The organism is Actinomyces sp. HMSC065F12 (assembly GCF_001814535.1).
Taxonomy (GTDB): Bacteria; Actinomycetota; Actinomycetes; order Actinomycetales; family Actinomycetaceae; genus Pauljensenia; species Pauljensenia radingae_A.
In genome coordinates this window covers 108,119-122,615 of the sequence record NZ_KV816967.1, presented here as the reverse complement: position 1 = coordinate 122,615, position 14,497 = coordinate 108,119, and the positions used below count along the sequence as shown (strand labels likewise).

Here is a 14,497-nt window from a genome sequence, read left to right as displayed (position 1 = left end):
GCTAGCAGGGCGACAGCACGTATGTGAGTGGTCGCTCACAGCAGCATGGGATGTGAGCCTCGTCAGGCCTGTTCGCTGACCGGCTGTGCGAGTCCCTCTATCACCTCGGCACCGGGCAGGGCCGCCAGCAACTCGCCGGGCACCGCCAACTTGGAGCGACGCAGACCTGACCCGATGACACACATGTCGACTATCACGCGTGGATCAAGCAGCAGGCGCCACTGTGGCGGCACGCCCACAGGTGTGATGCCGCCATATTCCATGCCGGAGGCTTCCACTGCTTTGTCCTGCGGCCAAAACGAGCACTTGCGCACGTCCAGTGTCTTCTTGATGACATGGTTGACGTCGGCTCGCGTCGTTGCGCGCACGACAGCGGCAGCCACGCGCTCCTCACCACTGCGTTTGCCAGCAATGAGGACGCAGTTACACGACAAAGCCAGATTCATCTGGTAGTGCTCAGTCATCGCCTCGGTATCGGCGTAGTCTGGATCAATGTCGGCTACAAGGGCCTGCGCAGCCAGCTCCGGCTCGCGCTTGGCCAGTTCCTGAAGTGCCTTCGCGGTAGGATCCGCGAGAAGATCGAGATGCTCGAGGGCAGGGAGCCATGTCGCTGTTCCATCCAATTCAATACTCATATGGTTATTTCAGCCTGCCTGATCAACAGGCGCCACCTGAATTTCTTATGATGAGACATTAAAGCTGAACGTGCGCCATCTCACCGCGCTCGCAGCGTGATTTTCGCCCTGATCAGGCTGAAGTGAGGGCGGAGCGTGTTAGCCTGTATTCGCCGTTAGATCGGCCGCGGGATGGATTGCACGAAGACAAGCTTCGATGCTCCGCGCAGCGAGACATTTGAGGAGAACACGTGCCGCTGAGTAAAGATGTTAAAGACCAGATCATTGCTGAGTACGCAACTCATGAGGGCGACACAGGCTCTCCCGAGGTGCAGATTGCTCTGCTGAGCCAGCGAATCAAGGATCTGACGGAGCACTTCAAGTCGCACCCGCACGATCACCACTCACGTCGTGGATTGATGCTGCTGGTTGGTCGTCGCCGCAGGCTCCTCGGATACCTGTCGGACATCGATATTGAACGCTACCGTTCACTGATCGACCGCCTTGGCTTGCGTCGCTGAGTAAAGCTCGGCCCGGCTCCACCTGGAACCGGGCCGCTTTTGCTATCCCGACTCGACAATGCGCGCCTTGAACGAGCGGTTTTCGACAGTGGCTTACGGAACGCATGAACAGAAAATGCCGGTCCGTGGGCTTCGATCGAAGGCCGACGTCGGGCGCATGACCAGAACAAGAAATGGAGTATCACGCCCATGATGGAAGGCGAAGAAATCACCGCTGCCGAAGCCATTATCGACAATGGCAAATTCGGTAAGCGCACCGTCCGTTTTGAAACCGGACTGCTTGCGCAACAAGCTGCCGGCTCAACGCTGGCATACCTCGACGACGAAACAGTCGTCCTGTCCACCACGACCGCAGGGAAAAATCCCAAAGATCAGTTCGACTTCTTCCCGTTGACCGTCGACGTGGAAGAGCGTTCCTACGCTGCTGGCCGCATCCCCGGATCATTCTTCCGTCGCGAAGGCCGCGCCGGAACTGAAGCCATTCTGGCTGCACGTCTCATCGACCGCCCGCTGCGCCCCGGATTTGTCAAGGGCCTGCGCAACGAAGTCCAGATCATTGAGACCGTTCTTGCGGTTCACCCCGATGACGCATACGACGTCCTCGCCATTAACGCGGCGTCGATGTCCACCCAGATCGCGGGCCTGCCCTTCACTGGCCCGATCGGTGGTACGCGCCTGGCTCTGATCGATGACCAGTGGGTCGCATTCCCGCGTTGGTCCGAGCTGCAGCGCTCCGTGTTCAACATCGTGGTCGCCGGCCGCATCGTTACCAACGAGGACGGCACGGATGACGTGGCCATCATGATGGTGGAAGCCGGAGGCGGCGAGAACGAATGGGAACTCATCCAAAACGGTGCCACCGCGCCGACTGAAGATGTCGTTGCCGACGGCCTGGAAGCCGCTAAGCCATTCATTCGCGCGCTGTGCGAAGCACAGATGAAGGTGGCGGAGAAGGCCTCCAAGGAAACAGGCGAATTTGAGCTCTTCCTTGATTACACCGACGAAGAGTACGACGCCCTCGAAAAGCAGGTGGGTGACAAGCTGGCCGAGGCCCTCAAGACTGAAGGCAAACTTGCCCGCGACGAGGCCGTTGACGCTGTGCGCGACGAGGCTCTGGCAGCACTTGAGGAACAGTTCCCTGAAGGCGAGAAGGACCTCAAGGCTGCATTCCGCGCCTTGGAGAAGAAGACGATTCGTGAGCGCACACTGCGTGAAGGCATCCGCATGGATGGCCGTAATCCGCGCGAGATCCGCTCCCTGTTCGCTGAGGTCGGTCTGCTGCCTCGCGTCCACGGTTCAGCACTCTTCCAGCGCGGCGAAACCCAGATCCTGGGTGTGACCACGCTGGCCATGCTGCGCATGGAGCAGCAGCTCGACAACCTGAGCCCGATTACCTCCAAGCGCTACATGCACCAGTACAACTTCCCGCCATTCTCCACCGGTGACACCGGCCGCGTCGGATCCCCGAAGCGCCGCGAAATCGGTCACGGTGACCTGGCTGAACGCGCACTCAAGCCGGTTCTGCCCACGCGCGAAGAATTCCCCTACGCCATCCGTCAGGTCTCCGAGGCATTGGGCTCGAACGGCTCCACCTCAATGGGATCGGTGTGTGCCTCAACGTTGTCACTGCTGCAGGCTGGCGTGCCGCTGCGCGCACCCGTTGCCGGTATCGCAATGGGCCTGATGACCGGCGAAATTGACGGTGAGCAGAAGGCCGTGACCCTGACCGACATCCTCGGCGCAGAAGACGGCTTCGGCGACATGGACTTCAAGGTCGCGGGCACCAGCGAATTCATCACCGCTCTGCAGCTGGACACCAAGCTGGACGGCATTGATTCACAGCTCCTGCGTTCCGCGCTCGCACAGGCTCGCGATGCCCGCCTGGCGATCCTCAAGCTGATCCACGACGCGATCGACGGCCCCGATGAGATGTCCGCCAACGCGCCTCGCATCATCACCGTCCAGGTTCCGGTCGACAAGATCGGTGAGGTCATTGGACCCAAGGGCAAGATGATCAACCAGATTCAGGACGAGACAGGCGCTGAAGTTGTCATCGAAGATGACGGCACAGTGTTCATTTCTTCCTCCGATGGTGCTTCTGCAGAAGCGGCACGCACCATGGTTAACCAGATCGCAAACCCGCAGATGCCTGAGGTGGGTGAGCGCTTCGTCGGCACCGTCGTCAAGACGACATCCTTCGGCGCATTCGTCTCCCTGACGCCAGGCAAGGACGGTTTGCTGCACATTTCGCAGGTTCGTCGCCTGGTCGGTGGCAAGCGCATCGAATCTGTCGATGACGTGCTGCAGGTGGGCCAGCAGATCGAGGTTGAGATCGCTGAAATCGGTGACCGTGGCAAGCTGTCTCTGCATGCCGTCGTTGACGGAGAGGCCGCTGAATTCGAGCCGGAACCGCGTAAGGACAAGTCCGGACAGTCCGACAAGGACCAGGATGATCGTTCAGAGCGCTCCGGACGCGGTCGCGGACGCGGCCGTGGAGAGCGTCGCCAGCGCACCCGCACCCGTCGTCATCATAACGACGAGGGCGGCTCTCACGACGCAGACTCGAAGGATCAGTCAGATTCCACTGACTCCTCCGACGATGCTGAGTAAGTGAGAACGCTGAATAAGTCTGAGCGCTGAGTAGCACTGACTCGGCAGGGCGCGGCACCCGACTGAGGGTGCCGCGCCTTCTTCGTGGGCTGGCCGAAGGCCTGCGTCGAACAACGCCGGTATGGTCACAGGCGGGTGCGCCGCGGCTCAATGGCATAAGCTAAGTCTGACGCGTGCAACACAGCTGCGAACCAACGAAAGGACAGCTCATGAAGCGCTTCACGGATCCGGTCTTATTCGGCGCCCTTTTTGTCTTGGATACGCTGGCATGGCTGATACTGATGTCCACCGGCGGCATTGAAACCGCAGACCCCGGCTACGTCGCACCGATGACGGTCGGCAGCATCATTGTCATCGCCTGCCCAGCTCTGTTGGTTGCCACAGTTCTCGGCTTTGCGCGCGCTATCACCCGCCAGTCACCACGCAGCTTCTATATGTGGGCATTGTGCATGACGGTTGCCGCCGCCGTGATCGTCGGAATCGCAAGCGCCGCAACATCTGCATGGGGTATTGAAGTGGGATTCGGATGGATGACGTGGTTCTTCGCCATCATGGCTCTCGCACTTCTGATCGCTCTGATCATCGCACTCACCGGCGGCATCCCGTCGGAAAAGCACCTGGGCACCAGCGCCAAGGAGTCCAACGCTGACACCTCAGCCAGTCGCAACGACAAGACGGCAAGCGCCAAAACACGCACAACGGCTCCGCTCAAGTCTCGCTCGAGCCTGGAAAGCGATCCGCCACAAGACATCGCACCTGTCGGCGCCTCCGCAACTGAAGGCTCCAAGATGACGTCGAAGCAGGCGCGCCAGGGTGCCGACCCGCTTGACCTGCCCGACTCGTCAATTACGCCATCCGCGTCAAATGGCACATCAACGAATGCACCAAAGGAATCTCGTTAGTGACCGCACCAACCATAACTGGTATCGATCTTCCACTCGGCGGCGCGCAGGCAGCGGCCTCGTCAATGACCGTCAGCGATGATGAAACGACGGTGACGCGCACGATCCTGCCACGCGGCGTCAGAATCATCACTCAGCACGTCCCTGCCACGCGCTCAGCGGCAATCGGGCTGTGTGTGCCGGTCGGCTCGCGCGACGAAAGCCCTGTTCACGCTGGAGCCACACACTTCCTGGAGCACCTGCTGTTCAAAGGCACACCAACGATGAGTGCGCTCGATATTGCGGTCGCATTCGACGCGGTCGGCGGTGAAACAAACGCGGAAACCGACAAGGAACACACGCAGTACTATGCGCGGGTGCGTGACGCGGATGTGGATATGGCGCTGAGTGTCCTCACCGACATGGTGACCTCCTCATCGCTGGTGCCCGACGCCTTCGACGTGGAAAAAGGCGTGATCCTTGACGAACTGGCGATGGCGAAGGACTCACCGCTCGATGCAGTCCACGAAGCATTCGCTGCCGCTGTTTTCGGTGACACAACGCTGGGCAAACCGGTCGGCGGAACTCCTGAAGCAATCCGAGCCGTCAGCCGTGACGACGTGTGGGAGCACTACCAGTCCCATTACGGTCCAGACCGCCTCATCGTCTCCGTTGCCGGAAACGTTGAACACGACCACATCGTCGACCTCGTTGCTGCTTCGCTCGACCGGGCAGGGTGGCGTGGGGACGAGGGAGGCCTCGGACCTGCTCCCAGGCGTGACACAACACCGGCACAGCTGGCACAACCCACTGTCCAGGAACGTCACCGCGACGTCGAACAGGCTCATGTGATCGTCGGATGCCCTGCGCTGCAGGTCGGTGATGACCGCATCCCTGCGATGTCAGTACTGCTGTCTATCCTGGGCGGGTCGATGTCGTCACGCCTGTTCCAGGAGATCCGTGAAAAACGCGGCCTGGCTTACACGACATATGCCTTCAACATGCGCTACTCGAATGCCGGCGCATTCGGGATGTATGCCGGCACGTCGCCCGCACACGTGGAGCAGGTTGAACAGCTCATGAACGAACAACTGCAGGCTCTGGCTTCTGACGGGCCGACCGAGGAAGAGATCGTTCGGGTACGTGGACACGTGCGCGGCGCGATCGCCCTGGGGCTGGAAGATAACCTGTCACGGATGGGCCGGCTGAGTAACGCCGAGCTGACCGGCACGTATTTCACGGTCGATCAGGGCTTGGCCCGCATCAACGCAGTCACCCAGGAAGACGTGCGAGCGCTGGCAGCTGAGCTGGTCAACGCCGAGCAGGGCCGCGCGGTCGTGCTGCCGAACGTGCGCAGCTAAGACAGCCGCAGGCCACCGCGGCGAAGGAGGAGAGATGAACACACTGCGAGTTGCAGTCGTTGGTGCACGAGGACGCATGGGTGCGACCGTCGTTGAGGCCGTCAGCGCAGCACCAGACATGGAAGTCGTTGCACGCATTGACGTCGATGACCAGATCACCACCGACACACTCAACCAGGCGACGGTCGCTGTTGATTTCACCGCTCCGGCCGTGACAGAAGATAATGTGCATGCGTTGCTGGACTGCGGCGTAAACGTCGTGGTGGGGACAACGGGCTGGACCGATGAGTCTCGCGGGCGCGTCGCGGAGCACGCCGAACGCGCAGGTAGATCCGTCATCATCGCGCCGAACTTTGCGATGTCAGCAATTCTGGCGATGAAATTTGCCGAAATGGCCGCGCCGTACTTCGAATCGGCTGAAGTGATCGAGATGCACCATCCGAACAAGGTGGACGCACCCTCGGGCACGGCTCGCGCCACAGCTGAAGGGATTGCCCGTGCCCGCCGCGAAGCAGGATGCGATCCGATGCCCGATGCGACCCGCACCGACCCTGAAGGAACTCGCGGCGGCGTCATTGACGGTGTCCCCGTGCACGCCGTGCGGCTGCGTGGACTGGTCGCACATGAAGAAATCCTGCTGGGAAACGAGGGCGAGCAGCTCGTCATCCGCACCGATTCCTTTGACCGCGCATCGTTCATGCCCGGCGTCCTGTTCGCTATCCGTCACGTGCACGAACAGCCTGGTTTGACCGTCGGTGTCGATCAGCTCATGACACTATGAGCAACGCTGATAGCCGCGTCTCAGTACGCCCCGCAACCGCCCCGGATGCAGCCGACATTGCTGCCATTCAGGTCGCATCCCTACGCAGCGTTGCCCGCGCCGTAGGGGGAGCATCCGTCGACGTTTCGCCTCTGGAGGTGCAGCGCGCCTGGAATGACACGCTCTCACGCATACCACCGCCGGGATGCTCCACAATGGTGGCGCTGCACGGCAGCCGCGTTGTCGGGTTCGTGGTCGCGCAGCCGGCACCGTCCCATCACATTGACCATGCGAAGGCACCTGATATTCCAGACGGCCTTGAGCTGGCCGCCCTCGACGTGGACGAGAGATTCAGGCGCTCTGGACACGCCTCCCGCATGCTGGCCGCGATTGTGGATACCGCGCGGGAAGCGGGGCTGTCTGCCCGCAGTCTCCAGGTGTGGATCAGCCCCAACGATGAAGCGCGCGTCAGATTCTTCCAGTCAGCAGGTTTTGCGCCGGCAGGGCTGCTCAGACGGCTCGATGTGGCAGGAACGCCGATGACGCAGCACCTGTGGTGGGCAGGACTCGACTCCGCGGGATCAGGTGGCGGTGGCAGGCCGAATGCGCAAGCAGACAGTGCCGGTGCTCGCGGCCCTGAAGGGTGCGACCACCCTGCAGAATCCACCAACTGAAACAACGCGGCCCCTCGTGACGCCATCTCCTAGACTGTGAAACATGAAACATCTTCCGTCACGTACATTCGGATCCCTCGCCCCCGCACTGGTGACCCCTTTTCACCAGGATGGCTCACTTGATGCCGAGGCAGCAGCCAGGCTGGCCACCAAACTGGTCGGCGACGGATGCGACACGATCCTTCTGTCGGGTACGACGGGTGAATCACCGACCACCCACCAACCTGAAAAGGACGAACTGACCAGAGCTGTCAAGGAAGCTGTGGGGCAGCGCGCTCACATCATGTGCGGCGCATGCTCGAACGACACTGCTCACGCCGTGCGCATCGCGGAAGGAGCGCAGGCATGCGGAGCTGACTGTCTGCTGGTCGTCTCCCCGTACTACAACCGTCCTTCCCAGGCTGGACTGATTGCGCACGTGCGCGCCATAATGGACGCGACCGACCTGCCGATCATGCTCTACGACATTCCGGGGCGCACCGGCCTGGCGTTCAGCGACGAGACGCTCGATGAGCTGGCCCAATACGACCGCATCAAAGGCGTGAAGGATGCGACCGGTCAGGTGGAACGAGGATCGGCACGTATGCATCGCACAGGGTTGGAATACTACTCAGGCGATGACGGTGAGAACTTCAACTGGCTGGTGGCCGGCGCGTCAGGACTGATCTCAGTGGTTGCCCACGTTGCCGCCGCCCAGTACCGCCGGATGATTGATTTTCTGGATGACAGCCAGGTGTGGGAAGCGCGCGAAATCCACTTCGAACTACGCCCACTGGTCGACGCCATCATGGGAGGTGGACAAGGGACAGTGATGGCGAAGGCCGCACTGGCACTGCAGGGAATCATCGACACACCGGCCGTCCGCCTGCCGCTCGTGCCGGCATCTGATGAGGAGCTCACGCGCCTGCGTCAGGTCATGGAACGCATGAACCTGCTGTGAAATAGCGTGGGAAAACATCTGGACGCGCGCCGCCGCTTTCAGCGCGGTCCAATGCGTGAGACACTTGCCCCATGAAGTCCCTGTACGAAAACTTAACCGAACCGGCACCCCTACCCGCGGGCGCCCTGCGGATCGTGCCCCTCGGTGGTCTCGGTGAGGTCGGCCGCAACATGACCGTCCTCGAATATGACGGAAAGCTGCTCATTGTCGACTGCGGCGTTCTCTTCCCCGAAGAAAGTCAGCCAGGTGTTGACCTGATTCTGCCTGACTTCTCGTGGATTGAGGAGCGCCTCGACGATGTGGAGGCGATGGTACTGACCCACGGCCACGAAGATCACATCGGCGCCGTCCCCTACCTGCTCAAACTGCGCTCTGACATCCCGATCTATGGGTCGGACCTGACATTGTCGTTCGTTGAGCCCAAGTTGCGCGAGCACCGCCTGGAGAACCCACCCCTGAACGTCGTAGATGAACATGACACTGCCGAGGTCGGCCCGTTCAGCCTGGAATTTATTGCGGTGACGCACTCCATTCCGGATGCGCTCGCAGTGTTCGTGCGCACTCCCGCCGGCAAAGTTCTGATGACCGGCGACTTCAAGATGGACCAGTTGCCCCTCGACCACCGCCTGACCGACCTGCGTTCATTCGCCCGGTTCGGCGAAGAAGGCGTCGACCTGTTCATGGTGGACTCCACAAACGCCGAGGTGCCAGGATTCATCACTCCTGAACGCGAAATCGGCCCCGTCCTCAACCAGGTGTTCTCAGATGCGACCGGCCAGATCATTGTGGCCTCCTTCGCCTCACACGTGCACCGCGTCCAACAGGTCATCAATGCGGCGGCGCGCAGTGGACGCAGGGTTGCCCTCGTGGGACGGTCAATGGAACGCAATATGCGCATCGCGGAAGAAAAAGGCTACCTGTCAATTCCCGAGGGTGTCCTGATCGAACGCTCGATGATAGGGGAGCTGCCTCCAGAGCAGCGCGTCTACATGGCGACCGGCTCGCAGGGCGAACCGATGGCCGCGCTGTCACGCATGAGCGTAGGATCGCACCGATTCGTCACGATCGAACCGGGCGACACTGTGGTGTTCGCTTCCTCACTGATCCCGGGCAATGAAAACTCGGTCTATCGGGTCATCAACGACCTGACTCGACTGGGCGCAAAAGTCGTGCACCAGGCCAATGCGAAGGTTCACGTGTCCGGTCACGCCTCTGCCGGTGAACTCATCTACGCTTACAACCTCGTGCAGCCCGCCAACGTCATGCCGATTCACGGCGAGATCCGCCACCTGGTGGCCAACGGACAGCTGGCCGTCAAGACAGGTGTCTCCCCGGAAAATGTCGTGCTGGCTGAAGACGGCGTGGTCGTTGACCTGATCGATGGGAAAGCGCGCGTTGTGGGCGCGGTTCCATGTGAATACATCTACGTCGACGGACGCTCGATCGGTGAAATTTCGGACGACGAACTCGAGACGCGTCGCACGCTGGGAGCCGAAGGGTTCATCAGCGTGTACGCCGTGGTGGAACATGATTCAGGGATGGTGCTCGCACCGCCGACGATCCGCGCGATCGGCATGGCTGAGGACGATTCTGTTTTCGACGAGATCCTGCCTGATGTGGATGACGCACTGCGCCAGGCAGCAGCGCCAGGAGGACAGGATCCCTACAAACTGCAGCAGGCCATGCGGCGCGTTCTGGGCAGGTGGGTGGCGCGCAAGCTGCGTCGCCGCCCGATGATTGTGCCTGTCGTGGTCGAGCAGTGAACGTAACACCGTCCACATCGAAACGCAGTCCGCTTCCACCAGCCAGCGAGCAGGCCACCGCCCGCGCGCTGAGAATACCGACCATCGTCTCGGACATTTACGCCATTACGATGATCTGGTCCCTCCTGTCGGTGCTGATCCACCTGATCGCTCCGCGCGTCGTTGAAATCGGCATGTTGATCACGAGCGCGTTGAACTTGCCGTCGGGTGCCGGCCTGTTCGAAGCAGTAGTGTGTGGGTCAATCGCGCTGGCCGCATCGCGACGAAAACGCGTCGTACTATGGGCCATCGCCTTTTTCCAGATCATTGGCGCCCTCACGTCCGTGTTGTTCATCATCCTTTTCGTTGCGGACGGTAGCGCTGTGTGGCTGGATATGCCGTCCTTACTGATCTCGCCGCTCGTGGCGCTCATCGTGATGGTGGCGCTGTTGCACTATCGGGCCTCGTTTCCCTCGCACATTGTGCGCGGGTCCCTCGTCGGTGCCTTGGTCATTCTGATCACAGGGATCGGCACTTCGATCGTGTGGGGAATTGTGCTGGTGACGTGGGGACCGTGGTCGCATACCACTGCTGGACCCGGATGGGTGATTTCGCGTTCTCTGGGCTTCGTGTCGCTGACACTGACCGACGGTAGCGAGCCGATAGGGCCGCGCCCCCTTGCACTGGCGTTGTCTTTATGGTCAGCGCTGATCTATCTGTTGGCACTGGCCTACTTCCTGCGCGGGCAGAAAACGCCGGGACGCACTTGCGGAGATGACCTGAAAACGCGCGAACTGCTGGCCCGTTGGGGAACAGATTCGCTCGGGTACTTCGCAACCCGTGGTGACCGGTCCCTGGTGCTGTCAACAGATCAACGTGCCGGCGTATCCTATTCGGTTCTGTTTGGTGTCTGCATGGCTGCCGGCGACCCGCTGGGTGATCCCCAATCATGGCAGAACGCGATCGCGCAGTGGCGTCTGCGCTGTGCCCGCTTCGGATGGATTCCGGCCGTTCTTTCTGCCTCCGAATCAGGAGCGCGTGCCTACCGACAGCAGGGGTTTGCCGTGCGAGCCATGGGGGATGAAGCAATCGTCCACGTCCGCGACTTCGAATTGCGTGATCCCTACATGAAAGACCTTGCCCATGCGGTTCGCCGAGTGGCACGCGCCGGTATCGATATTTCGATCCGCCAGCTCGGAGAGATCGACGCCGAGGAACGCTGCTGCCTGGAACGGGTCGCCAACGAGTATCGCAGAGGCGACGAACGCGGCTTTTCCATGGCGCTGGACCGCATGTTCGACCCGGTGGATTCACGCACACGAGTAGTCGTTGCCCGCGCAGGTGACGGCACTATCGAAGCAATCCTGACATTCGTGCCGTGGGGCAATACGGGGCTGTCACTGAACCTGATGCGTCGATCAGCTACAGCGACAAACGGCATCATTGAAGCCATGATTGTCGCCCTGATAACGGACTGCGCTGACGGGCCGATCAACGCGATCTCATTGAACTTTGCGATGTTCCGTCGCATTTTTCGCGAGGGCGAGGCGGTTGATGCCACGTGGCGTGCCCGGCTGCTCCGGCGCATCATGCGCGCCGCATCCAAATGGTGGCAGCTCGAGTCCCTGTATGAATCCAATTCCCGCTACCGCCCCGAGTGGTTTCCTCGTTATATGTGCTATCGCACGTTCGCAGAAATCACACATGTTCTGGCTGCAGCCGGTGGACTAGAGGGTTTCCTGCCCGTATGGGCTGACATTGACCATGGACAGTCATGGGGCATTGATGACGAACACCGCCGGGCAGTGCACGCCATCGAGCAGGAAGCCCATCAGGCTGTTGTGCCGCAGCGTGCACTCACGGAGCAAGAACGCGTCCGCCGCTCCAAGGCTGAGCGTCTGCGCCAAAGCGGCATGGAACCGTGGCCCCCGTCACTGTCGCTGGGGCTTCTCCCTGATCAGGTGCGCGCTCAAGCGCGGCAGTGTGCCGATGATACCTGGTCCCCTGACGAGGTCACTACCGGTGGGCGCATCCGTGCCATCCGAGATCATGGCGGCATCATCTTCGCCGACCTTGACCGAGGCGGGCAGACGATTCAGATCATGCTGGAACAATCCACGACGGAACCGGCAGTGTTCGAACTGTGGGGCCTGTGTGACATCGGAGACTCGGTGGCAGTAACAGGGCACCCAGGACGTACACGCTTTGGCGAGCCGACGGTGCGGGTGGCAACGTGGACGATGGCGGCAAAATCGCTGCGTCCTCTGCCTGCCCACGGCACGACGCTGGATGCTCAGACCCGCTCCCGCCAGCGTGTGACACATCTGTTGACAGACTCCACTGCGGTGGATCTTCTGCGCAAACGCTCGCGCGTGATGGCCACTACGCGCGCTGTGCTGGCGCACAACGGATTTACCGAAGTGGAAACGCCAATCCTGCATCCGATTAAGGGCGGGGCGAACGCTCGGCCATTTACTACACACCTGAATGCCTATGGTTCCAACGTATTCTTGCGGATAGCTCCCGAACTGTACTTGAAGCGACTGGCTGTGGCGGGTATGGACGCCATTTTCGAAATGGGACGCTCCTTCAGGAACGAGGGGGCGGACATGACCCATAATCCCGAGTTCACCTCCCTGGAGGCCTACCGAGCGGGCGGCGACTACACAACGATGCGTCATCTGGCCCAGGAACTCATCCAACGCTGCGCCCTGGAAGTCAACGGACAATGCGTATGTCTGCGGCCGGCAGGGTCATTCGGTACCGAGGGATTGCAGACGGTGTGCCGCTACGACGGTGTAGACATGGTCGAATACGACCTGTCAGGTGAGTGGCCTGTGATTGGTGTCCATGAGGCGATCAGTGCTGCCACGAACACCACAGTGACACCGGATTCGGACGATGATGAGCTGATCGGCCTCTGTCACGCGCACGGCATTGACGTACCACCCGTTGTCGACCACGGAACACTGATCGCGGTACTCTACGATGACCTAGTTGAAGCGCAAACGGTTCAGCCGACGTTCTACCGCGACTTCCCAGCATCCTCTTCGCCACTGACCCGCAAACATCGCGACGACCCCCGTCTTGCCGAACGGTGGGACCTGGTGGCTTTTGGCATGGAGTTAGGCACGGCCTACACAGAGCTGACAGACCCTATTGACCAGCGCGAACGTTTCGTTGAACAGTCGCTGGCGGCAGCAGCGGGAGACCCTGAGGCAATGAGCATCGACACGGCATTTCTCGATGACCTCGACCTGGGATTGGTGCCGACCGGAGGTGTGGGAATCGGAATGGATCGGTTGGTCATGTTGTTGACCGGCAGCACGATTCGTCAGATTCTGGCGTTCCCATATGTGCGTCCTATGACTCACGCAGGAACAGAAGGTACGGTAATGGCATGACCGGTCGTTTCATCTCGACAGATTCCATCGTGCTGTCGCTCCCGCTGCACGTTGATCACATCCCCGAGCGGGGAACATCCGTGCGGGCAGACAGCGCCATGTCACGACCGGGAGGTGGTTTCACCACGCTGTCAGCCGTGGCAGCCTACGGGATCCCCGCGCTGCTGGCCTCACCACTGGGAACCGGACCGAACTCCTTCACCGTGCGCCGCCAGCTTGCCCACGCTGGCGTCCAGATCGTGACTGATGAACTGGTGGGCGACATCGGCGCTGCCATCATGTTGGTGGAAAACGACGGCTCGACCACGTCCGTCGCTACGTCAGGCGTTGAATCTGAACCATCGCGTGCCGCCCTCGACCGTATTGAGCTGCAGGAGGGGGACCTTGTCCATATCGGTGGCGCTGACCTGGTCAACGAGTCCAGTGCGCGCGTCCTGTCCGGATGGGGAGCAGACCTGCCCGATGATGTCACTTTGGTGGTCTCCGTGTCACCGGCTGTGGAGCAGGTACCAGTGTGGGCGTGGCGCCGACTGCTGAAACGTGTGGATGTTCTGACCATGAATATCCGCCAGGCCTCCACGTTGAGCCGGATTCTGGCAACTACTGAGCCTGGCACTGCGATTCGACATGTCATACGCCCCGACGCCGCAATCGTGCGTCGCCTGGGCGTGATGGGGTGCGAAGTGCAGGTCGATGAGAACTCGCCGCGCGTGCAGATTCCCGCATTCGATTCCATCACCGTTGACACGGTCGGTGTGGGCGATACGCATATCGCGATCATGTCGGCCGCACTGTTGGAGGGGCATGACCTGATCGAAGCATGCCGCATTGCCAACGCCGCGGCAGCGGTGACCATTTCACATGAATCGGCTCTGCCGGTGCCCACGCGCAGCCAGATCGAGGAAGTCCTGCGGGAAAAGCGCGTGAAATACTCCATGTGAGGCGATCTGGCGAGTCGGTCGGCGCGTCTGAAACGGATCGGAAAGTGTT

General features: G+C 61.0%; 11 protein-coding genes. 10 read left to right on the top strand and 1 reads right to left on the bottom strand.

The genetic code is table 11. The features are described 5' to 3' along the window. Positions 1–62: 62 nt before the first annotated feature. A complete protein-coding gene (locus HMPREF2975_RS04185) occupies positions 63–635 on the bottom strand; it encodes a YbaK/EbsC family protein (RefSeq protein WP_070725941.1) in 573 nt (190 codons plus the stop codon). A 230-nt stretch (positions 636–865) separates the two neighbouring features. On the opposite strand from HMPREF2975_RS04185, the gene rpsO reads away from it, so the two are divergent. The 10 genes from rpsO to HMPREF2975_RS04135 all read left to right on the top strand — a co-directional run bounded on the left by rpsO (position 866) and on the right by HMPREF2975_RS04135 (position 14,448). After that, a complete protein-coding gene (gene rpsO, locus HMPREF2975_RS04180) occupies positions 866–1,135 on the top strand; it encodes a 30S ribosomal protein S15 (protein WP_058236431.1) in 270 nt (89 codons plus the stop codon). Positions 1,136–1,324: 189 nt separating this feature from the next. Continuing rightward, entirely contained in the window at positions 1,325–3,745 is a 2,421-nt protein-coding gene (locus HMPREF2975_RS04175; protein ID WP_058236432.1) for a polyribonucleotide nucleotidyltransferase, read from the top strand. 209 nt (positions 3,746–3,954) lie between these two features. Further along, positions 3,955–4,647 carry a hypothetical protein gene (locus HMPREF2975_RS04170; RefSeq protein WP_058236433.1) on the top strand — a complete coding sequence of 231 codons (693 nt, stop codon included), beginning with the start codon at positions 3,955–3,957 and terminating at the stop codon, positions 4,645–4,647. 65 nt (positions 4,648–4,712) lie between these two features. Continuing rightward, on the top strand, positions 4,713–5,987 hold the full coding sequence (locus tag HMPREF2975_RS04165; protein WP_070725979.1) for a M16 family metallopeptidase: 1,275 nt from the start codon (positions 4,713–4,715) through the stop codon (positions 5,985–5,987). Between the two features lie 34 nt (positions 5,988–6,021). Beyond that, positions 6,022–6,768, top strand: coding sequence for a 4-hydroxy-tetrahydrodipicolinate reductase (gene dapB / locus HMPREF2975_RS04160; protein ID WP_070725939.1), 747 nt, complete (start codon positions 6,022–6,024; stop codon positions 6,766–6,768). Next, a complete protein-coding gene (locus tag HMPREF2975_RS04155) occupies positions 6,765–7,421 on the top strand; it encodes a GNAT family N-acetyltransferase (RefSeq protein ID WP_070725937.1) in 657 nt (218 codons plus the stop codon). The genes dapB and HMPREF2975_RS04155 overlap by 4 nt, the downstream gene beginning before the upstream one ends. A 43-nt stretch (positions 7,422–7,464) precedes the next feature. Then, on the top strand, positions 7,465–8,361 hold the full coding sequence (gene dapA / locus HMPREF2975_RS04150; RefSeq protein ID WP_070725935.1) for a 4-hydroxy-tetrahydrodipicolinate synthase: 897 nt from the start codon (positions 7,465–7,467) through the stop codon (positions 8,359–8,361). 71 nt (positions 8,362–8,432) lie between these two features. Next, on the top strand, positions 8,433–10,124 hold the full coding sequence (locus HMPREF2975_RS04145) for a ribonuclease J (protein ID WP_070725933.1): 1,692 nt from the start codon (positions 8,433–8,435) through the stop codon (positions 10,122–10,124). Further along, positions 10,121–13,507 (top strand): bifunctional lysylphosphatidylglycerol synthetase/lysine--tRNA ligase LysX, encoded by a 3,387-nt coding sequence (gene lysX / locus HMPREF2975_RS04140; protein WP_193599981.1) that lies wholly within the window; start codon positions 10,121–10,123, stop codon positions 13,505–13,507. The genes HMPREF2975_RS04145 and lysX overlap by 4 nt, the downstream gene beginning before the upstream one ends. Beyond that, entirely contained in the window at positions 13,504–14,448 is a 945-nt protein-coding gene (locus tag HMPREF2975_RS04135; protein WP_193599980.1) for a PfkB family carbohydrate kinase, read from the top strand. Before lysX ends, HMPREF2975_RS04135 begins: the two co-directional genes overlap by 4 nt. Positions 14,449–14,497 lie beyond the last annotated feature (49 nt).